This is a genomic window from Streptomyces sp. NPDC001532, from assembly GCF_040298625.1.
In the GTDB taxonomy this organism is placed as follows: Bacteria; Actinomycetota; Actinomycetes; order Streptomycetales; family Streptomycetaceae; genus Streptomyces.
The window spans coordinates 50660-69811 of record NZ_JBEPAL010000017.1; the positions used below are offsets into that span (position 1 = coordinate 50660).

The following is a 19152-nucleotide window of genomic DNA, read 5'->3' on the forward strand; positions in this document are numbered from 1 at the left end:
GGGCAGCCCGCGGCCCGGGCGCGCCGGAGCGGGTCAGTCGAGGCGGGCGGCGGGGATGCCGCCCGCCTCCTCCGCGCCGTCGCGCTGTTGTGGGATGGACGGTGTGTTCTGGCGCAGTGTCACCGTGCGGGCGGGGGCCGGGATGCTGATGGCCTCCGCGCGGTAGCGCCGGTGCAGCCGCTTGATGAACTCGTGCTTGATCCGGTACTGGTCGCTGAACTCGCCGACGCCGAGGATCACCGTGAACCCGATCCGCGAGTCGCCGAAGGTGTGGAAGCGGACCGCCGGCTCGTGCTCCGGCACGGCACCGGTGATCTCCGTCATCACCTCGGTGACCACCTCGCAGGTGACCCGCTCCACGTGCTCCAGGTCGCTGTCGTAGCCGACGCCGGCCTGGACCATGATGGTCAGTTCCTGCTCGGGCCGGTTGTAGTTGGTCATGTTCGTCCCCGCCAGCTGGCCGTTGGGGATGATGACCAGGTTGTTGGAGAGGTTGCGGATCGTCGTCTGCCGCCAGTTGATGTCGGTGACGTAACCCTCCTCGCCGCTGCTCAGCCGGATGTAGTCGCCGGGCTGGACGGTCTTCGAGGCGAGGATGTGGATGCCCGCGAAGAGGTTGGCGAGGGTGTCCTGGAGGGCCAGCGCGACCGCCAGACCGCCCACGCCGAGAGCGGTGAGCAGCGGGGCTATGGAGATGCCCAGGGTCTGGAGCACCACCAGGAAGCCGATCGCCAGCACCATCACCCGGGTGATGTTGACGAAGATCGTGGCCGACGCGGCGACGCCCGAGCGGGACTGGGCGACGGTCCGCACCAGACCGGCCACGACCCGGGCCGCGGAGACCGTCACCACGAAGATCAGCAGCACGGTCAGGGTCTGGTTGGTGTGGTGCTGCACCGTCCGCGTCAGCGGCAGCACCGCCGCCGCGGCGGCCGCTCCGCCCGCGATCGCCGCCCAGGGCACGACCGAGCGCAGCGCGTCCACGATGACGTCGTCGCCGCCCCAGCGGGTGCGGTCGGCCTGCCTGCCCAGCCAGCGCAGCAGGACGCGCAGCGCGAACGCCGCCAGCAGGCCCGCCGCCAGCGCGATGCCGGCGACGACGAGGTCGTGCAGGGTCAGCGCGCGGGTCACCGGTCACCTCCGCGGAGGCGGTCGGCGCCGGAAGGGCCTGCGGCGGGACGGATGTGAAGTTTCGTCACGTGGTCACCTGCTCGGGGTACGGGATGTGCGAGCGCTCATCCTGCCGTATCCGGCACAGCTGTTCGTACCGCGGCGGGCGCCGGCCGTGCGGGTCGGGCCGAGCTGCCGAAGAGCCGGTCGCGACCTGCCACAGTGTGCCGCGCCCGGTACGGCCCGGCGGTCCGCCCGGGCCCGCGCTCCTAGGGTCGGGGCCTGCCCCGCCGCAGTTGAGGAGCGTAAGGAGCCCAGTCATGGCCAACTCCGCACCACACCGAGCCACCCCCGAGCCCACGGAACTGTGCCGGCGGTTCGTGAAGGCGCTGAACGAGGCGGACGACGCCGGCATCCGCGAGGTGATGGCCGCCGACTTCGAGGACCACCACCCGGGTTTCGAGGTGCACGGCGTCGAGGACTACCTCCGTGCCCTGCACGGCGTCCGTGAGGCGCTGGACGTGCGGGTGGAGGTGGAGGACCTGTTCGCGGCCGGCGACCGGGTCGTGATGCGCTCGGTCCTCACCGGACGCCACCTCGGCCCGGCCCTCGGCCAGCCGCCCACCGGACGCGACCTGACCTGGACCACCACCGAGATCTGGCGGGTCGCCGACGGCATGCTCGTGGAGCGCTGGGCGGAGGACGACCTGCTCGGCCTGCGCGGCCAGCTGTCGTCCGCCGAGGCGAACATCGCCCTGATCACCGAGCTGAACGACGTCGTCAACGAACGCCGCTACGACGACATGGACGCCCTGTTCGCCGAGGAGTTCACCGACAACAACCCGGCCTGGTCGGTGCGGAACGTGGCCGAGCTGAAGGAACTGCTCGCCGCCGCCCACGAGGCCCTCGACTTCACCTCGCACCACGACCTGATCTACGCCGCCGACCCGGACAAGGTCGTCATCCACATCACCTTCTCCGGACGGCACGTGAAGCCCTTCTTCGGGCAGCAGCCGACGGGCCGGGAGATCCGGTGGACCAGCATCGAGGTCTACCGCATCGAACGCGGCCGGATCGCCGAGCGCTGGGTGCAGGCCGACACCACGGGGCTGATGCGGCAGACCGGCGTCGAGCTGCCCTGACCGTCTTTTCCGCAGAAAGGAGAGGGAAAATGCTCACCTTCACCCTGGACATTCGCGTGGCCCCGGAACACCGCGGCACCGCCCTGGACACGCTGGCCGGCATCGAGGGGATTTCCCAGAAGGACTCCGGGTGCATTCAGTTCGGCTGGTACCAGCACGAAGCGGAACCCGACCGGTTCACGTTGTTCGAGCAGTGGGAGTCCCAGCAGGATCTGGACACCCACATCGAGAAGATCCTGCCTCTGTGGGAGGAATTCGTGCCGTGTCTCGCCGATGAACCGCGTTCGGCGAGCATGGCCCCGGTGGTGCGCGCGGAGCGCTGAGCTCCGAAAACTCCGGGGAATGGCAACCGGCCGTCGGCATACACGCCGGCGGCCGGTTTTCCGTTCCCGTGCGGGCGCTACTAAGGCAACTCGGCCAAGTAGCACACCGCGTGGCTGAATTCATTGCTCCGGTCCGGACGGCACAGGTTCAATATCGGCCACTGGTCGTCCTTCTGACGGGAGAGACAATGTCCCCGACCAAAGCTTCCGGGGCGGCATCCGGCACCGATCTCAGCCGGCTTCCCTCGCTCACCGGAATGCGTATCATCGCCGCGCTCATGGTGTTCTTCTTCCACGCCCTCTACCAGTACCCGTTCCGCGACGAGGGCGCGGCGGACGTGTACCACGCGCTGTTCGGTCAGGGCGGCTGGACCGGGGTCGGATTCTTCTTCGTCCTCAGCGGATTCGTCCTCACCTGGTCCATGCGCCCGAACGACACCTTCCGCCGTTTCTGGCGGCGCAGGTTCTTCAAAATCTTCCCCAACCACCTCGTCACCTACGTGGCGGCCGGCGCGATCCTCCTCTGGCTCGGCCAGTCCCTGGGCGGCTGGAAGGCGGTCGCCAACCTGCTGCTCCTGCACGCCTGGTTCCCGCAGCTGGAGGTGGAGACCAGCGTCAACCCGGTCTCCTGGTCGCTGTCCGTCGAGTTCCTCTTCTACGCCTCGTTCCCGCTGCTGATCCGCGTGGTCGACAAGATCCGCCCCCGGCACCTGTGGTACGCCGCCGGCGCGGTCATCGCCGTGATCATGGTCATGCCGATGGTGGCCTGGGCGGTGCCCGACGAGCCGCGCCTGTGGTTCGCCGGCGCCTCCGAGTGGCAGTTCTGGGCCGTCTACGTCCTCCCGCTGACCCGCGTCCTCGACTTCACCCTCGGCATGCTGCTGGCCCGCATCGTGCAGCGCGGCCAGTGGATCCGGCTGGGCCTCGCGCCCGCCATGGCCCTGGTCGTCGCGGCCTACGCCCTCAGCTACCAGGTGGGCTTCACCTACGGACTGGTCGCCGTGATGGTCGTCCCGCTCGCCCTGATGATCGCCGCGGGCGCCGACGCGGACGTGAACGGCCGCTGGTCGCCGCTGCGCAGCCCGGCCATGGTGTGGCTCGGCAACGTCTCCTTCGCCTTCTACCTCTGGCACCAGATCGTGCTGACCGAACTCCACCGCGCGCTCGGCGGCCTGACGCAGAACTGGAACACCGCCGGAGCGCTCGGCTACATCGCCCTGGCGTTCACCGTGACCCTGCTGCTGGCCTGGGCGCTGTACTCCCTCGTGGAGGAACCGGTGATGAAGCGCTGGAGCAAGCCGCGCCGCCGCGCGGCCGTGCCCAGCACCGTGGTGCTCACCTCCGAGCAGGCGAGCCGCGTGACGTCCGCCGCCGAACCGGTCCTGGACCGGAGCGGCGCCGGGGAGGGTCCGCGGGAGCGGAACTGACCCGCGGACACGGACGACGCCGCAGGATGCCCGAGCATCCTGCGGCGTCGCCGTGCGCGGGGCCCCGGACCGGTCCGCTCGGCCGGCCCGGGGCCCCGCGGCTCTCACAGGGCGGGGGAGCCGGGCATGGCCTCCAGCCCGTCCACCGTGTAGTCGAGGATGCGCGGGGTGCCCTCGTGCACCACCACCGTCCAGGTCTGGTAGGCGTCGAAGCCCAGCCACACGCTCTCCGGCGCCGGCGGGTTCCAGATCTTCGTCTGCCAGTTGACGACGACCTTGACCGTGAGCCGGTCCTCGGCCGCGTCCTCGAGGTGCACGGAACGCACCTCGTGCACCTCGTCGAAGAACTTGTGCGTGACGGTCTCGTACCACTCGCCGAAGCCCTCGAGGCCCCGAGTGGTGCCCTCCGGGAAATTCATCACCAGCCCTTCGGGAACCAGGAATTCCAGCACCTGCTCCAAGGGGTCGTGCCGGTCCAGGGCGCGATACCACTCGCCCACGAATTCCCGCAGTGCCTCTTCGGTCAGTTCCAGTTGCGGCGACACGGTCATGACGGTGCTCCTTCGCGTCGGTGAAACGCCGTGCCGTCGAGTCAACTGACGTGCACTCCGGCCGGTCAACCGGGACCCGAAATAACGGTACGACTCCGTTGACTTGCCTCAGTGACTTGTCGTTCCGCACCACCAGGACCGCCCTTTCCCGCCCGCGTGATCCGCTGTGCCGAGGCCGCGGAAGAACTCCTCGGCCGAGCGACACAACGCACCGAAAGGAAGGAGGCGGTGGGCATGCGATCCGGCGGAACCCGGAAACTGGCGTGTGCCGCGGCCGTCGCCAACGCCGACTGGTACGCCGTGGCCCCGCTGCTGCCCGTGCTTCCCGGCGCCCTCGGCACCGACCTCGCCACCGTCACCCTGGCCCTGGGCGCCCACACCCTCGGCTACGGGCTCGCGCTGCCGGTGTGGGGCCGGCTGGCCGACGGCCACGGCCCGCGCGCCGTCCTGCGCGCCGGCCTGGCGCTGGCCGCCGTCGCCCTCGCCGCCTGCGCGCTCACCTGGTCGGCGACGGTCTGGCTGGCCCTGCGGGCGCTCACCGGCGCCGGCTTCGCCGCCGTCACCCCGGCCACGGCGCTCTTCCTCGACCCCGAACGCCGGGCGGCGGAACGCCAGCGCGGGCACGCCCGGCTGACCGCGGCCGCCGCCCTCACCGCGGTCGTGGCGCCGCTGCTGATCGGGGCCGCGGCCCGGCCGGGCATGTGGCGGCTGTCCTTCGTGGCGCTCGCCGCCGCCACCGCGCTGATCGCGCTCGCCACCCGCGACCTGCCCCACCTGCCACCGCCCCGCGCATCCCGCCGACCCCCGCCGGTGCCCGACCCGCAGCCCGGCCATCTCGCGGCGCGGCGGGGAGCATGGGACGTCGCACCAGGCGACCTGCGCCCTGTCCGGTCCCGCGGCGCGTTTTCCGAACGCGCCGCACCGACCGACCACCCAGCCGCACCCCACCCGTACGTCGACACGGCACCACCGCCCGGCCGTCCTCGCCTCTCTGCCCCCGAGCCGCCGCCTCGCGCGCCGCGCGGGTTCGGCTCCTCCCACCCCTCCGACCCCGCACCCCCACCCACCCGTCCGCCCCGGCGGCGTGGCTGGTGGACGTTGGTCGGTGTGGGGGCCGCGGAGGGGGCCGTGCTCCTGGTCGTGCCGGCGTTGTTGCCCGCCGTGCTCGCCACCAGGGGTGCGGGCGCCGCGGCGACCGCTGTCGTCATCGTCTACGGCGTCAGCGTCTGGGCCGCCTCGCAGCTGGTCCGCCGCTCCGCCCGCCGCCGTTCCGCGCAGGGGCTGCTGGTGCTCGGCGGTCTGTTCGCCGTCGCCGCGTGCGCGCTGGCCTCCTGCGACAGTTCGACCGGCGCGCTGCTGGCGAGCGCGGCGCTGCTCGGTGCGGCCTGGGGGCATCTGCACATCGTCCTGCAAGCCTGGGTGCCGTATCTGCTGCCGGACGGCGAACGGGCCACCGCCGCCTCGGTGTTCGCCACCGCCGGGATGCTGGCCGGCGCGCTCGGCACGGCCGCCGCGGCGCCGCTGGTCGCGGCCGGCCGTGACGAGGCCCTGTTCGGGGCCGCCACGGCGCTCGGCGTGCTGCTGACCGCCTGCGCGGTGAGCGTGCCCCGGCTCGCGGTGCCGCCCGGCAGCAGGGTGCGGCGCACGGCGGCGGGCGCGGGCCGGTGAACTCGACGCAGCAGCGTCCCCGACTTGCCGAAGTAAGCCTTCCACAACCGGCGTTCATTGCCGATCCGGAACCCCGTCGATTCAATTCTGCTGTTCGGCGCGGACCCGGTGCGCCGCCCGCGCGGACGCATCATCGAACACGCGCAAGGAGGCCCATACCGTGAACTGGTCCCATGTCGCGCTCAATTGCGCGCGGATATCCGTCACCGAGGAGTTCTACACCCGCTGGTTCGGATTCCGTCGCGCCCGCGCATTCGAACTCGGTGACGTGAGGATCGTCTTCCTGCGCCTCGGGGATTCCTATCTGGAACTCTTCGGGCCCGCGCGGGAACCCGAGCCGGCCGCCGCCGCGCCGCCCGCGAGCCCCGAGGCCGACGGGCCCCAGCTGCTGGGCACCGTGCGGCACATCGCCTTCCAGACAGACGACGTGCCCGGCTTCCTGGAACGCATGGGGGAGCACGCGCACATCACGCTCGGCCCGCTGGACTTCTCGGAGTTCATCGAGGGCTGGCGCAGCGTGTGGATCACCGATCCCGACGGCGTCGTCGTCGAGGTCAGCCAGGGCTACAAGGACCCCTCCGACGCGGGCGCCGACGCCGCCGCCCCGGTCGGCTGACCGCCCGCCTCCCGCACCTCCGTCCCTCCACCGTGCCGCGCCGGCCGCGGCCGCGCGGCGAACAAGGAATCAGGAATATGTCGCAGACAGCAGAACCCGCTCCCCCCATCGGGACCGCGACCGCGGAGCCGAGCGCCACCGCCGAGGGCCAGACCACAGGGCTGCGCCGTCCGAGCCTGGTGCTGCTGCTCCTGTGCGTCGCGGAATTCATGATCGTCCTCGACTACTCGATCACCAACGTCGCCCTGCCCGACATCCAGACCAGCCTCGGCTTCAGCACCAGCGCCCTCCAGTGGGTCGTCAGCTCCTACGCCCTCGCCTTCGGCGGCTTCCTGATGCTCGGCGGCCGTATCGGTGACCTGTTCGGCCGGCGCCGGCTGTTCATGATCGGGCTGATCGGCTTCGCCGCCGTCTCCCTGGTCGCCGGACTGGCCCAGAACGCCGAGCAGATGATCCTGCTGCGCGGCGCCCAGGGCTTCTGCGCCGCGCTGGTCGCGCCCGCCGCGCTGGCCCTGCTCACCACCTCGTTCGCGGAGGGCGAGGCCCGCAACCGGGCGCTCGGCTTCTTCGGCGCGGTCATCGCCTTCGGCTTCGTGGCCGGTGTGATCCTCGGCGGTGTCCTCACCGACCTGCTGAACTGGCGCTGGGTCTTCTTCGTCAACGTGCCCATCGGCCTGGCGGCCGCACTGGTCGCGCCCGCGCTGCTCAAGGAGAGCCGCGGCGGGGGCGCGGACCGGCGGGTTGACGTCCCCGGCGCCGTCACCATCACCGGGTCCGTCCTCGCCCTGGTCTACGCCGTGTCCCGCGCGGAGGCGGCCGGCTGGACCTCCGGCGAGGTGCTGATCGGCTTCGCCGCGTTCGCCGTGCTGCTCGCCGCGTTCGTCGTGGTGGAGAGCCGCGTGGAGCACCCGCTGATCCCGCTGTCCATCTTCCGGATGCGCACCCTGGTGGCCGCCAACATCGTCTTCGTGCTGATGGTCGGCTCCTTCGTGGCGGTCACCTACGTGCTCACGCTCTACCTCCAGCTCGTCAAGGGCTACAGCCCGCTCCAGACCGGCCTGAGCTTCGCCGTGCTCGGTCTGGTGGCGGCCGTCGCGGGCAAGACGGCCGGACCGCTCTCGGCCCGGCTGGGCGTCGCCGTCACCACCTTCGCGGGGCTGTTCATCCAGGCGGTCGGCATGCTGGTGTGCGCGATCCTGCCGTCCGACGGCGATCTCGCGCTCATCCTCGTCGGCACCGCCCTGGTCGGGTTCGGCAACGTCACCGGCGTCGTCATGGTGACCATCTCCGGTACCGCGGGCGTGCCCGACCACCAGCAGGGCCTGGCCAGCGCGCTGCTGACCACGGCACAGCAACTGGGCGCCGCCATCGGCGTCGCCACCTTCGCGGCGATCGCCTCGGCGCGCACCGCCGGGCTGCTGCCCGACGGCGTCGGCGTCGAGTCGGCGAGCGACGCGGCGCTGGTCAGCGGCTACCGCTGGGCGCTGGTGGTGTCCTTCGCGGTGGGTGTCGTCGGCTCACTGGTCGGCCTCGCCACCCGCCAGAAGGACCCGGCGCGCACGGCCTGAGCCCGAAAGGCCGCACCCGATAGAGCCCGCACCCGGGAATCCGCACCCACGAGAATCCGCACCCACGAGAATCCGCACCCGGGAACCCGCACCCACGAGAATCCGCACCCGGGAATCCGCACCCGAAGAGCCCGCCCCGGCCAGGCCGGGGCGGGCTCGCCGCTGTGCTCAGCGGTAGGGCAGGATCCGCCGGCGCTGGACCAGCTCCCCGTACGGCTCCCGGGTGCCGGCCGGGCGGGTGGCCAGCCACAGCACGTCCACGGCCGCCTCGTCGGGGCTGAGCGCCCCGGACATGTCGGCGAACCACGGCCGGGAGGCGTCGGTGTCGACGAGCCCCGGGCAGACCGCGTCGACGAGGAGGTCCCGCTCGGCGGCCTCCGCGCCCAGCTCCCGCGCCAGCACCCGTACGGCCGCCACCTGGCCGACCTTGGACGGGATGTTGATCCACTCGGGCCAGCCGGCGGCCTCGGCACGTCCCTCGCGCACCAGGGCGGCGTACTCGTCGAGCGCGCTCTCGACGCTCTCCGGGGTCGCGGTCGCCTCGTCGAAGCGGTCGTGCAGCTTCGGGGAGAGACTGCGCAGGGTGCCGAACGAGCTGGCCACCACCAGGAAGCGGGCGCCGTCGTTCAGCAGCGGCACGAACGCCTTGATCATGCGGTACGTGCCGTGGTTGTTGGTGTCGACGAACTCGTCCACCTGCTCCGCGAACGGCACGCCCGGGCTGATCCGGGCCGCCGCGTTGGAGATCACCACGTCCACTCCGCCGTGCCGCTCGCGCAGGGCGCCGGCGGCCGCGGCGACCGACGCGTCGTCCCGGACGTCGATGAGCTGAAGCCGGGTCTCCACTCCTTCCTCGCGCAGCGCCGCCACCGCGCGCCGTCCGCGTTCCTCGTCGCGCGCGCCCAGGTACACGACGCCGTCGTCGCCCCACTGCCGGGCGAGCCCGCGCACCAGCGCGAGGCCCAGTCCCTGATTCGCTCCGGTTACCAGTGCCACAGAGGTCATCCCCCCATCGTGGCCGAATCGGCGCCGCTCGGCCCGGTGGACCTGTACGAGTCGCAGCGGGCGCGAAGTTGCCAGAGTTCGCGAGGCGACTTGCGACAGTGCCCGGTACCCCGGGCCGCGGTACGCCCCGCGCGGGCGCGCTGTGCCGTCATCGGTACGGCGCCCGGGAACGAGACGGGGATGGGGGCATCACGTGTACACATCGCAGGCGGACGGGACGGAGTCGCTGGCCGGCTTCGCCGAGGAACTGTTCGGACACCTCAACCGAGCCGATCAGCGCCGGTGGGCCGAGACCTATCTGCACGGGCTGCTCACGGCCCCCGGCAAGAAGTCCATCCAGGAACTCGCGCGCGCCGTCTCCCGCTCCCGTACGGCCTCCCACTCGCTCCAGCAGTTCATCAACCAGAGCCCGTGGGACTGGGGCCCGGCCCGGCACGCCCTGACCCGCTGGGTCACCGCCCGCACCCCGGTGCGGGCCTGGGTCGCGGACCTCGCCGTCATCCCCAAGCGCGGCGACCACTCCGTCGGTGTGCACCGGCGGTTCGTGCCCGAGCACGGCCGGACCATCAACTGCCAGGTCGGCGTCGGCCTGTTCGCCGCGACCGCCGCCGGTGCGGTCCCGGTCGACTGGCGCATCCTGCTGAGCGGGCCGTGGAGCGAGGACGAGCGCCGCCGGCGCACCCGGGTGCCCCCCGAGGCCCGCTGCCGGCCGTCCTGGGCGGACGTACTGGACCTCGTCGACGAGCTGACCGCCTCCGGCGTCGCGGTGCCGGATGTGCCGGTTCTCGCCGATCTGCGCACCACGGGCGACGGCGGCAAGCTCGTCAGCCGGCTTGCCGCGCGGGGCGCGGACTTCCTGGTGGAGGTGGGGCCCACGCAGCCGGTGGCGGTCGCGCCGGGCGACGCGGCGGCGCGCGGCGGGGCGGCGCGCGGGCCGGGGCCGTGGCTGCCCGCCCGGGAACTGGTCCGCGAGGGCATGACGCACCCGTACGCGATGAGCGTCTGCGAGGGCGGGCGGGAGCGCCGGCTGCATGTCGTCACCCGGCTGGTGCATCTGCCCGGACCGCGGCCCGCGGCGAGTGTGCACCGGCTGTTCGCCCAGTGGTCCCCGGCGGACCGGACCCCGCCCCGGTTCTGGATCACCGGCCGCGCGGAGCGGCGGCCCAGCGAGCTGGTGGCGCTGCTGCGGCTGTTCCAGGGCACCGGCACCGCCCTGGAGGAGCTGGCCGGCACCTTCGGCCTGCTGGACTTCGAGGGCCGCTCCTTTCCCGGCTGGCACCACCACATGACCCTGGTGAGCGCCGCCTACGCGATCAGCCGGCCGGGTCTCGCCGGCCGCGACGCGGCCCTCGGTCCCGCCGGTGAGGCCGGCGGGACCCTGCTGACGCGGTAGACGCGCGGCTCAGACGATGTTCTCGGCGAGCTCCGCCTGCTCCCGGTCGGTTCCGTACGCGGCGGTCGTGGGCGTTCCGTAGGACCGGCGGGCGACGAACCACCACACGGTGGCGAGCACCAGGACGACGGCGAGGGCGACGGACGCGTAGTTCATGGTGTCCACCGTGACCGGCGAGGACTGCGGCAGGCAGAACAGCACGGTCACCCCGGCCACCCACACCACCGCGATCCAGCCGATCGGCCTGCTCCACCGGCCCAGGTGCCACGGGCCGGGCGTGAAGCGGTCCCCGGCGCGCAGCCGCAGGAAGACGGGGATGGCGTAGGCCGGGGTGATGCCGATGACGTTGATGGCGGTGACCGCGCCGTACGCCGTCGCCGAGTACAGGGACGGCAGCGCGAGCAGTGCGGCCACCACCACCGACAGCCAGACCGCGGCGACCGGCGTCTGGGTGCGGGGGCTGACCTTGCGCCACAGCTGCGAGCCGGGCAGCGCCCGGTCCCGGCTGAACGCGAACACCATCCGGCTGGCCGCGGCGACCTCGGCGTTGCCGCAGAACAGCTGGGCGACGATCACCACCAGCAGCAGCGCGCTCGCCCCGTCGGTGCCGAGGCCGTCGAGCAGGATCTGCGCGGGCGGCACCCCCGTCTCGCTGGCGCGGGTGGCGTCGTAGTCCTGGATGGCGAAGGTCAGCCCGGCGAGCAGGACGAAGCCGGCGAGCCACGACACCCAGATGGCGCGCACGATGCCGCGCGAGGCGGCCACCGAGGCGCCCGCGGTCTCCTCGGAGAGATGGGCGGAGGCGTCGTAGCCGGAGAACGTGTACTGCGCGAGGAGCAGGCCGATCGCGGCGACGTAGACCGGGTTCGACCAGCCGGTGTCGTTGACGAACTCGGTGAAGACGAACGACGGCGACTGGTGGTGGTCGGGGACGATCGCCAGCGCGCCGACGATCAGCGCCACACCGGCCAGATGCCACCACACGCTGATGGAGTTGAGCACGCTGACCAGCCGCACGCCGAACAGGTTCAGCACGGCGTGCAGCAGCAGGATCACGGCGAAGATGAGCATGGTCTTCTCCGGCGTCGGCTGGAACCCCCACTGGAGGTTCATGAACGCGCCGGTGAACAGGGCCGCGCCGTAGTCGATGCCGGCGATCGCGCCGAGCAGGCCGAGCAGATTCAGCCAGCCCGTGTACCAGCCCCAGCGGCGCCCGCCGAGCCGGTCCGCCATGTAGTAGAGCGCGCCGGAGGTGGGATAGGCGCTGGTGACCTCCGCCAGCGCCAGACCCACACAGAGCACGAACAGGCCGACGCCCGCCCAGCCCCACAGCATCACCGCGGGACCGCCCGCGCCCATGCCGAAGCCGTACAGCGTCATGCAGCCGGACAGGATCGAGATCACCGAGAAGCTGATCGCGAAGTTGCCGAAGCCGCCCATCCGGCGGGCCAGCACCGGCCGGTAGCCGAGTTCGCGCAGGCGCTGCTCCTCGTCCTGCTGGGCGCCTTGGGGGGTGCGGGGCATGCGGAACCTCCTGGGAGACGGGCGGGAACGGTCAAGGGCGGCGGGCCCCGGCGCCGCTGCGGGCGCGGGCCAGCAGGAACACCTCCGCGGCCTGCGCGTGCTCGCCGGGCGCGGCGGTGCGGTAGGCCCACGGGAGCGGGGTCCAGTACGGGCCGAGCGCGTCGAACACCCGGGCCGCCTCCGGGAACCGGAGCGCGCCCCACAGGGCGTGCGCGAGATGGTTCAGGTCCAGCGGGGTGCGCTCGGCGGCGGTGGTGTGCTCGAACCAGCCGTGGAACGCCCGGACGGCCTCCCGGCAGGCGTCCTCGGCGACCCAGTGCAGATCGAGCGCGGCCTCCCGCCCGCCGCCGAGCCGGTAGCGCTCGACCCGCACGTACAGCGGCAGCAGATGCAGCGCGGAGCCCGGCGGCGCCGCGTCGGCCGCCCAGTGCGCGAAACCGGCCGCCTCGGCGAGCCGCCCGGACGCCGAGCGCCCGTACAGGAACTGCAGCATGCGGTGGTGGGCCTCGCGGTTGTACGGGTCGCGCTTGTCCGCCTCGGCCAGCAGACCCCACGGGCCGGGCGGCAGCATCGGCTCCGGCGGCGCCACCCGGTGCTCGTCCCAGCGCTGCTGCCCGTCCAGCCGGGCCAGCGCCAGCAGACACACCCACGGCACCGGGTCGTGCGGCGCGGCACGGGTCAGCGCGTCGCACGCCCGCCACGCGTCGCGCCACAACTCCTTGGTCCGGTCGTGCCGTTCGCGGTGCGCGCGCAGCGCCCGCTCGACGGCGACGCGGGCGTGCATCACGGCCGCCGGGGCGCTGTGCGGCTCCTCGGTACGCCAGGCCCGCACCACGTCGGTGCCGGCCGCCGCGGCCGCCAGGACCTGGGTGCGCTGGGTCCACTGCCACCAGGACGCGGTCTCCGAGAGCAGGGTGCGCATCGACATCCAGCGCCCGGCGCGCACCTCCTGGAGGGCGGCGCGCAGCGCGGTGTCGGGTCCGGCGGGGTCGTAGGCGGGGCGTGCTCCGTCTCTGGCCATCAGCCTCCCGCCCCGGTCCACGGGCGGGTCAGGACGGCGAGGTGGCGTAACAACAGCCCTCCCTGGGGCGGCGGTTGAGGAGATCACGTCGGTCGGCGGTCACTATAGAGGCGTGTGATCCGGATGAGACGCCGGTTTCGCCATGCGAGGAAACGACAGCACTGGGCACGGGAGTTGACGGTGGGTCAGCGGTGCTTGACGCCGTGTGGCCGACGGCGGCAGGCTGTCGCACCGTGATCACCACGGGGCAGGAGACACGATGACAGGACCGGTACTCGCCGTCGACCAGGGCACCTCCGGCACCAAGGCCCTGGTCGTCTGCCCCGAACGCGGCGTGCTCGGCACCGGCTTCACCGCCGTGCGCCCCCGCTTCCTGCCCGGCGGCCTGGTCGAGGTCGACCCCGCTGAGCTGTACGACTCGGTGGTGGACGCCGGGCGGCAGGCGCTCGCCGAGGCGGGCGAACCCGTGACCGCGCTCGGCCTCGCCAACCAGGGCGAGACCGTCCTCGCCTGGGACCCGGCCACCGGCCGCCCGCTCACCGACGCCCTGGTCTGGCAGGACCGCCGCGCCGAGACCGTCTGCGCGGACCTCGCCCCGCACGCGGACGAGTTACGAGAGCTGACCGGACTGCCCCTGGACCCCTACTTCGCCGCGCCGAAAATGGCCTGGATACGACGCCATCTGACCGGCGAAGGCGTGGTCACCACCAGCGACGCCTGGCTGGTGCACCGGCTCACCGGCGCCTACGTCACCGACGCCGCCACCGCCGGCCGCACCCAGCTGCTCGACCTCGACAGCGCCGCCTGGTCACCGCGCGCCCTCGACCTGTACGGCCTGGCCGGCGAACACCTCCCCGAGGTCGTCGACGCCGCCCGGCCCGTCGGCACCACCACCGCGTTCGGGCCGAGGATCCCGCTCACCGGACTCGTCGTCGACCAGCAGGCCGCCCTGCTCGCCCAGCGCGTCACCGCACCCGGCGGCGCCAAGTGCACCTACGGCACCGGCGCGTTCCTCCTCGCGCACACCGGCGACACGCCCCGGCGCGGCGACTCCGGACTGGTCAGCTGTGTCGCCTGGCGGCTCGCCGGACACACCAGCTACTGCCTCGACGGCCAGGTCTACACGGCCGCCTCCGCCGTCCGCTGGCTCACCGGCCTCGGCGTCATCGCCGGGGCCGCCGACCTCGACACCGTCGGCGGGAGTGTTCCCGACAGCGGCGGCGTCACCTTCGTGCCCGCGCTGGCCGGGCTCGCGGCCCCCTGGTGGCGCGGCGACCTGCGCGGCTCGCTCACCGGACTCGGCCTCGACACCGGCCCCGGCCACCTCGTCCGCGCCCTGTGCGAGGGCCTGGCCGCCCAGGTCGCCGAACTGGCCGACGCCGCCGCCGGCGACCTCGGCACCCCGCTGGACGTGCTCCGCGTCGACGGCGGCCTCACCCGCTCCGCCCTGCTCATGCAGACCCAGGCCGACCTGCTGCAACGCCCCGTCGAGGTGTCCGCCCTGCCCGACGCCACCGCCCTCGGCGCGGCCGCCCTCGCCCGGCTCGGCGCCACCCCCGGCCTGGACCTCGCCGACGCCCTCCCGGACTGGAAGCCCGCCACCGTCTACGAGCCCCGGATCGGCCCCGCCGAGGCCGCCGAACGCCGCGCCGCGTTCCGCACCGCGGTGAGCGCCCTGCTGTCCAGGGAGCGGGCGTGACGGCGACGGACGAGCCGCCCGCCGGGCGAGGCGTCCTCACCGCCGAAGGCCCGCTGCCCGCCCGGCCGTACGACGTCGTGGTCGTCGGCGCGGGCGTGGTCGGCGGTGCGATCGCCCGCGCCCTCGCCCGCCACCCCCGGCTGCGGGTGGCGCTCGTCGAGGCGCAGGACGACGTCGGTCAGGGCACCTCCAAGGCCAACACCGCGATCCTGCACACCGGTTTCGACGCCGTCCCCGGCTCCCTGGAGGCCCGGCTGGTACGCGAGGGCGCCCGGCTGCTCGCCGGGTACGCCGCCGAGTCCGGCATCCCCGTCGAGCGGGTCGGCGCCCTCCTCGTCGCCTGGGACGAGGAACAGCTCGCCGCGCTGCCCCGGCTCGCCGAGAAGGCCGCCCGCAACGACTGCCACGACACCCGCCTGCTCGGACCGGCCGAGCTGTACGCCCGCGAACCGCACCTCGGCCCCGGCGCCCTCGGCGCGCTGCACGTCCCCGGCGAGAGCGTCATCTGCCCCTGGACGACCACCCTCGCCTACGCCACCCAGGCCGTCCGCCACGGCGTCGACCTGCATCTGAACTGCGGGGTGCGGGAAGCGGTCCCGCGCGGCGAGGGCCACGAACTGGTCACCTCGCGCGGCACCCTGACCGCCCGCCGGCTCGTCAACGCGGCAGGACTGCACGCCGACACCCTCGACCGGCGGCTCGGCCACCACGACTTCACCGTCACCCCGCGCCGCGGCCAGCTCCTCGTCTACGACAAGTTCGCCCGCGACCTGGTCCGGCACATCCTGCTGCCCGTCCCCACCGCCCTCGGCAAGGGCGTCCTGGTCGCCCCCACCGTCCACGGCAACGTCCTGCTCGGCCCCACCGCCGAGAACCTGGACGACAAGCGCGCCACCGGCACCACCGCCGACGGCCTCGCGGGACTGCGCGAGCAGGGCCGCCGCATCCTGCCCGCGCTGCTGCGCGAGGAGGTCACCGCCGTCTACGCCGGGCTGCGCGCCGCCACCGAGCACGACGACTACCGCATCCGCGTCCACCCCGAGCAGGGCCACGTGACCGTCGGCGGCATCCGCTCCACCGGCCTGACCGCCTCCCTCGCCATCGCCGAGCACGTCATGGGCCTGCTCGGCGAGACCGGGCTCGACCCCGGGCCGGCCCGCGCCCTGGAGCCGGTCCGCATGCCCCACCTCGGCGAGGCCTCACCGCGCCCCTACCAGCGCCCCGACCTCATCGCCGCCGACCCGGCGTACGGCACCCTCGTCTGCCACTGCGAACGCGTCTCCCTGGGCGAGATCCGCGACGCCCTCGCCAGTACGATTCCGCCGCGCGGCCTCGACGGGCTGCGCCGCCGCACCCGCGCCCGGGCCGGCCGCTGCCAGGGCTTCCACTGCGGGGCGGCCGTACGGGCCCTCTTCGAGGAGGAGGCGCGGAGGCGTAAGACACGGGAGTCAGGGGAGAGGCGGGAGGGGCGGACATGACGGTCGTACGACAGGTGGACGTGCTCGTCGTCGGCGCCGGACCCGCGGGACTCACCGCGGCCGCCCGGCTGGCCGCCGCGGGCGCGGGCCGCGTCGAGGTCCTGGAGCGGGAGGCGGCGGGCGGAGCGCCCCGGCACTGCGCCCACGGCGGCTTCGGCACCCGGCGACGCCCCCTCACCGGACCTCGGTACGCGCAGGGCCTCGCCGAGGCCGCCGTCCGCGCCGGAGCGGTCGTCCGCACCGGTGTCACCGCCCTGGACTGGACGGGCCCGCTGGACCTGGCCACGGTCGGCCCGCACGGTGCGGAGACCCTGCGCGCGCGAGCCGTCGTCCTCGCCACCGGCGCCCGCGAACGCCCCCGCGCCGCCCGCCTCGTGCCCGGCACCCGCCCGGCCGGCGTCTACACCACCGGGGAACTCCAGCAGGCCGTGCACCTGTACCGGCAGCCGATCGGCACCCGCGCGGTGATCGTCGGCGCGCAGGACGTCTCGTACGCCGCCGCCGACACCGTGCGGCGCGCCGGAGCCCGGGTCGTCGCCCTCGTCACCGACCTGCCCGGACCCCGGACGGCACCCGCGCGGGCCCTGGACTCGCGGCTGCGCCGGGGCGTCCCGCTGCTCACCGGCACCACGGTCGCCGAACTCCTCGGCCACGGACGGCTGTCCGGCGTCCGCGTCCGCCACCACGACGGCCGTACCACCGTCCTGCCCTGCGACACGGTCGTGTTCACCGGCGACTTCGTACCCGAGCACGAACTGGCCCGGTACGGCGGCCTCACCCTCGACCCGAGCACGCGCGGCCCCGCCGTCGACGGTGCCCTGCGCACCTCACGGCCCGGTGTGTTCGCCGCCGGCAACGTGCTGCACGCGGTGGAGCGCGCCGGCGTGGCGGCCCGCGAGGGCGCGTGGGCGGCCACCGCCGTGCTGGCGTCGCTGCGCGCGCCGGTGTGGCCGGCCGGCCCGCCGCTGACCGTCGCCCCGCCGTTCCGGTGGATCAGCCCCCACCGCGTCACCCCGGGCGACGCACTGCCCTACACGCTGCGCACGGCGGCACGGCTGACCCGCCCGCTCCTCGAAGTCACCCAGGACGGCCGGGTCCTGCACCGCGCGCGGGTGCGCGGCGCCGCCGCGGACCGGTCGCTGACCTTGGCGGCGGGCTGGACCGACCGGGTCGATCCGCGGGGCGGCGCGGTGCGGGTGGCGCTCGCGCGGTAGCTCATGCGGGCGGTCCCCGTTGCGGACCGCCCTCGCCGGAATGCGCAACGAAAGGTTGCACGTCTGACCCGTCCGGCGTAGAGTCATGTGCAACCAAAGGTTGCGTGAGGAGTGGCGCGATGGAGTACGGCAGCATCTCGCGGGAGATCCGCATCGAGGCGACGCCCGAGGTGGTCTACCAGGTGATCAGCAGCCCGGAGCACCTGCGGGAGTGGTGGCCCGACGAGGCCGACCTCGAGACGCCGGAACCGGGTGCCACCGGAACGGTGCGCTTCGGGAGCGGGTCGTCGGCCAAGGTCGAACTGCTGACCGTCGTGGAGGCCGACCCGCCCCGGCGGTTCGCCTTCCGGTGGGTCGGCGAGGAAGGGCAGGCCCCCGGGCCCGGCAACTCGCTGCTGGTGACCTTCGACCTCGTGCCCGACGGCGACGGCACGCTGCTGCGCTTCTCCGAGGCGGGCTTCCGTGAGCGGGGCTGGGAGGCCGCCGTGCTGGAGGAGGCCTACCGGGACCACGCACGCGGCTGGGACCACTTCCTGCCCCGGCTCGCCGGCTACGCGGCCGAGGTGGCGACGCGATGAGCGGCACCGTCGACGACGAGCTGTGGTCCGCTGTCGGAGACCCGATCCGGCGGCGGATGCTGGACCTGCTGCTCGCCGGGAACGGCGGCACCGCCACCACGCTCAGCGAGCACCTCCCGGTGACCCGCCAGGCGGTGGCCAAGCACCTCGGCGTGCTCGACCGCGTCGGACTCGTCCACGCCACACCCTCCGGGCGCGAACGCCGCTACGAGGTGGACGAGACCCAGCTCGCCCGCGCCGTCGCCCAACTGTCCTCGGTCGGGGCCGCCTGGGACGCCCGACTGCACCGCATCAAGCGGATCGCCGAGGCGATCCAGCGCGAGCAGGGCTGACCGGCCCGCCGCGCGGAAGGAGACATCGACATGGCGGACATCCTGCACCGCATCGGCATCACCACCGCGCCCGAGGACGTCTACACGGCGCTGACCACCGTCGACGGCCTCTCCGGCTGGTGGACGGAGGAGACGGACGGGGACCCCGCGCCCGGCGGCGTCATCCGGTTCCGCTTCGCGCCCGGCGGCTTCGACATGAAGGTCCTGGAGTCGAGCCCGGCGGAGCGCGTGCTCTGGGAGGTCGTCGACGGGCCCGAGGAGTGGATCGGCACGCGGATCGGCTTCGACCTCAAGCAGGAGGGCGAGTACACCATCGTCCTGTTCCGGCACGAGGGCTGGCGTGAGCCGGTGGAGTTCATGTCCCACTGCAGCACCAAGTGGGCGACCTTCCTGATGAGCCTCAAGCGCCTGCTGGAGACCGGCACCGGCGAACCCGCCCCGCACGACGTCCGGATCAGCAACTGGCACTGAGCACGGCAGGACCGCGAAGGCCCCGCGAGGGC

Annotated in this window: 18 protein-coding genes; 13 read left to right on the forward strand and 5 right to left on the reverse strand. The window is 73.5% G+C overall.

The window, feature by feature from the left end:
* Positions 1 to 33 precede the first annotated feature (33 nt).
* Complete coding sequence (locus ABT232_RS17710; protein ID WP_351840836.1) at positions 34 to 1131, reverse strand: mechanosensitive ion channel family protein; 1098 nt, start codon at positions 1129 to 1131, stop codon at positions 34 to 36.
* Positions 1132 to 1430: 299 nt separating this feature from the next.
* Here ABT232_RS17710 and ABT232_RS17715 point away from each other — a divergent pair, with 299 nt between their 5' ends.
* The 3 genes from ABT232_RS17715 (at position 1431) to ABT232_RS17725 (ending at position 4002) form a co-directional block, all read left to right on the forward strand.
* Positions 1431 to 2252: an ester cyclase gene (locus tag ABT232_RS17715; RefSeq protein ID WP_351840837.1), complete on the forward strand. Its 822-nt coding sequence runs from the start codon at positions 1431 to 1433 to the stop codon at positions 2250 to 2252.
* Positions 2253 to 2281: 29 nt separating this feature from the next.
* Positions 2282 to 2575, forward strand: coding sequence for a putative quinol monooxygenase (locus ABT232_RS17720; RefSeq protein WP_351840838.1), 294 nt, complete (start codon positions 2282 to 2284; stop codon positions 2573 to 2575).
* Positions 2576 to 2832: 257 nt separating this feature from the next.
* The gene (locus ABT232_RS17725) at positions 2833 to 4002 is read left to right on the forward strand and encodes an acyltransferase family protein (protein ID WP_351840839.1); all 1170 of its coding nucleotides are present in this window, start codon (positions 2833 to 2835) and stop codon (positions 4000 to 4002) included.
* A 104-nt stretch (positions 4003 to 4106) separates the two neighbouring features.
* Here the strand turns inward: ABT232_RS17725 and ABT232_RS17730 are convergent, their stop codons facing one another.
* Positions 4107 to 4553, reverse strand: coding sequence for a nuclear transport factor 2 family protein (locus ABT232_RS17730; RefSeq protein WP_351840840.1), 447 nt, complete (start codon positions 4551 to 4553; stop codon positions 4107 to 4109).
* A 234-nt stretch (positions 4554 to 4787) separates the two neighbouring features.
* On the opposite strand from ABT232_RS17730, the gene ABT232_RS17735 reads away from it, so the two are divergent.
* From ABT232_RS17735 to ABT232_RS17745, 3 genes are all read left to right on the forward strand, one after another.
* Positions 4788 to 6221: an MFS transporter gene (locus ABT232_RS17735; RefSeq protein ID WP_351840841.1), complete on the forward strand. Its 1434-nt coding sequence runs from the start codon at positions 4788 to 4790 to the stop codon at positions 6219 to 6221.
* 160 nt (positions 6222 to 6381) lie between these two features.
* Positions 6382 to 6837, forward strand: a complete 456-nt coding sequence (locus ABT232_RS17740; protein ID WP_351840842.1) for a VOC family protein — start codon at positions 6382 to 6384, stop codon at positions 6835 to 6837.
* Positions 6838 to 6914: 77 nt separating this feature from the next.
* Positions 6915 to 8405, forward strand: a complete 1491-nt coding sequence (locus ABT232_RS17745) for an MFS transporter (protein WP_351840843.1) — start codon at positions 6915 to 6917, stop codon at positions 8403 to 8405.
* Between the two features lie 168 nt (positions 8406 to 8573).
* Here the strand turns inward: ABT232_RS17745 and ABT232_RS17750 are convergent, their stop codons facing one another.
* Positions 8574 to 9410 (reverse strand): SDR family NAD(P)-dependent oxidoreductase, encoded by an 837-nt coding sequence (locus tag ABT232_RS17750; RefSeq protein WP_351840844.1) that lies wholly within the window; start codon positions 9408 to 9410, stop codon positions 8574 to 8576.
* A 193-nt stretch (positions 9411 to 9603) separates the two neighbouring features.
* Between ABT232_RS17750 and ABT232_RS17755 the strand changes: the two genes are divergently transcribed.
* Complete coding sequence (locus tag ABT232_RS17755; RefSeq protein WP_351840845.1) at positions 9604 to 10803, forward strand: IS701 family transposase; 1200 nt, start codon at positions 9604 to 9606, stop codon at positions 10801 to 10803.
* 9 nt (positions 10804 to 10812) lie between these two features.
* Here the strand turns inward: ABT232_RS17755 and ABT232_RS17760 are convergent, their stop codons facing one another.
* Positions 10813 to 12327 carry an amino acid permease gene (locus ABT232_RS17760; protein WP_351840846.1) on the reverse strand — a complete coding sequence of 505 codons (1515 nt, stop codon included), beginning with the start codon at positions 12325 to 12327 and terminating at the stop codon, positions 10813 to 10815.
* Positions 12328 to 12358: 31 nt separating this feature from the next.
* Positions 12359 to 13348 carry a hypothetical protein gene (locus ABT232_RS17765; protein WP_351840847.1) on the reverse strand — a complete coding sequence of 330 codons (990 nt, stop codon included), beginning with the start codon at positions 13346 to 13348 and terminating at the stop codon, positions 12359 to 12361.
* A 259-nt stretch (positions 13349 to 13607) separates the two neighbouring features.
* Between ABT232_RS17765 and ABT232_RS17770 the strand changes: the two genes are divergently transcribed.
* From ABT232_RS17770 to ABT232_RS17795, 6 genes are all read left to right on the forward strand, one after another.
* Entirely contained in the window at positions 13608 to 15047 is a 1440-nt protein-coding gene (locus tag ABT232_RS17770) for an FGGY family carbohydrate kinase (RefSeq protein WP_351840848.1), read from the forward strand.
* Positions 15044 to 16525 (forward strand): FAD-dependent oxidoreductase, encoded by a 1482-nt coding sequence (locus tag ABT232_RS17775; RefSeq protein ID WP_450871797.1) that lies wholly within the window; start codon positions 15044 to 15046, stop codon positions 16523 to 16525. The genes ABT232_RS17770 and ABT232_RS17775 overlap by 4 nt, the downstream gene beginning before the upstream one ends.
* On the forward strand, positions 16522 to 17739 hold the full coding sequence (locus ABT232_RS17780) for an NAD(P)/FAD-dependent oxidoreductase (RefSeq protein ID WP_351840849.1): 1218 nt from the start codon (positions 16522 to 16524) through the stop codon (positions 17737 to 17739). Before ABT232_RS17775 ends, ABT232_RS17780 begins: the two co-directional genes overlap by 4 nt.
* Positions 17740 to 17858: 119 nt before the next feature.
* Positions 17859 to 18317 carry an SRPBCC domain-containing protein gene (locus ABT232_RS17785; protein WP_351840850.1) on the forward strand — a complete coding sequence of 153 codons (459 nt, stop codon included), beginning with the start codon at positions 17859 to 17861 and terminating at the stop codon, positions 18315 to 18317.
* Positions 18314 to 18649, forward strand: a complete 336-nt coding sequence (locus ABT232_RS17790) for an ArsR/SmtB family transcription factor (protein ID WP_351840851.1) — start codon at positions 18314 to 18316, stop codon at positions 18647 to 18649. Before ABT232_RS17785 ends, ABT232_RS17790 begins: the two co-directional genes overlap by 4 nt.
* 30 nt (positions 18650 to 18679) lie before the next feature.
* The gene (locus ABT232_RS17795; RefSeq protein WP_351840852.1) at positions 18680 to 19120 is read left to right on the forward strand and encodes an SRPBCC family protein; all 441 of its coding nucleotides are present in this window, start codon (positions 18680 to 18682) and stop codon (positions 19118 to 19120) included.
* The last annotated feature ends 32 nt before the right edge of the window (positions 19121 to 19152 follow it).

Excerpts from the sequence above, each read along its gene's own strand:
- ABT232_RS17715 (WP_351840837.1), top strand. The coding sequence starts at position 1,431 with ATGGCCAACTCCGCACCACACCGAGCCACCCCCGAGCCCACGGAACTG.
- ABT232_RS17720 (WP_351840838.1), top strand. The coding sequence starts at position 2,282 with ATGCTCACCTTCACCCTGGACATTCGCGTGGCCCCGGAACACCGCGGC.
- ABT232_RS17725 (WP_351840839.1), top strand. The coding sequence starts at position 2,833 with ATGCGTATCATCGCCGCGCTCATGGTGTTCTTCTTCCACGCCCTCTAC.
- ABT232_RS17730 (WP_351840840.1), bottom strand. The coding sequence starts at position 4,553 with ATGACCGTGTCGCCGCAACTGGAACTGACCGAAGAGGCACTGCGGGAA.
- ABT232_RS17735 (WP_351840841.1), top strand. The coding sequence starts at position 4,788 with ATGCGATCCGGCGGAACCCGGAAACTGGCGTGTGCCGCGGCCGTCGCC.
- ABT232_RS17745 (WP_351840843.1), top strand. The coding sequence starts at position 6,915 with ATGTCGCAGACAGCAGAACCCGCTCCCCCCATCGGGACCGCGACCGCG.
- ABT232_RS17750 (WP_351840844.1), bottom strand. The coding sequence starts at position 9,410 with ATGACCTCTGTGGCACTGGTAACCGGAGCGAATCAGGGACTGGGCCTC.
- ABT232_RS17760 (WP_351840846.1), bottom strand. The coding sequence starts at position 12,327 with ATGCCCCGCACCCCCCAAGGCGCCCAGCAGGACGAGGAGCAGCGCCTG.
- ABT232_RS17765 (WP_351840847.1), bottom strand. The coding sequence starts at position 13,348 with ATGGCCAGAGACGGAGCACGCCCCGCCTACGACCCCGCCGGACCCGAC.
- ABT232_RS17770 (WP_351840848.1), top strand. The coding sequence starts at position 13,608 with ATGACAGGACCGGTACTCGCCGTCGACCAGGGCACCTCCGGCACCAAG.
- ABT232_RS17780 (WP_351840849.1), top strand. The coding sequence starts at position 16,522 with ATGACGGTCGTACGACAGGTGGACGTGCTCGTCGTCGGCGCCGGACCC.
- ABT232_RS17785 (WP_351840850.1), top strand. The coding sequence starts at position 17,859 with ATGGAGTACGGCAGCATCTCGCGGGAGATCCGCATCGAGGCGACGCCC.
- ABT232_RS17790 (WP_351840851.1), top strand. The coding sequence starts at position 18,314 with ATGAGCGGCACCGTCGACGACGAGCTGTGGTCCGCTGTCGGAGACCCG.
- ABT232_RS17795 (WP_351840852.1), top strand. The coding sequence starts at position 18,680 with ATGGCGGACATCCTGCACCGCATCGGCATCACCACCGCGCCCGAGGAC.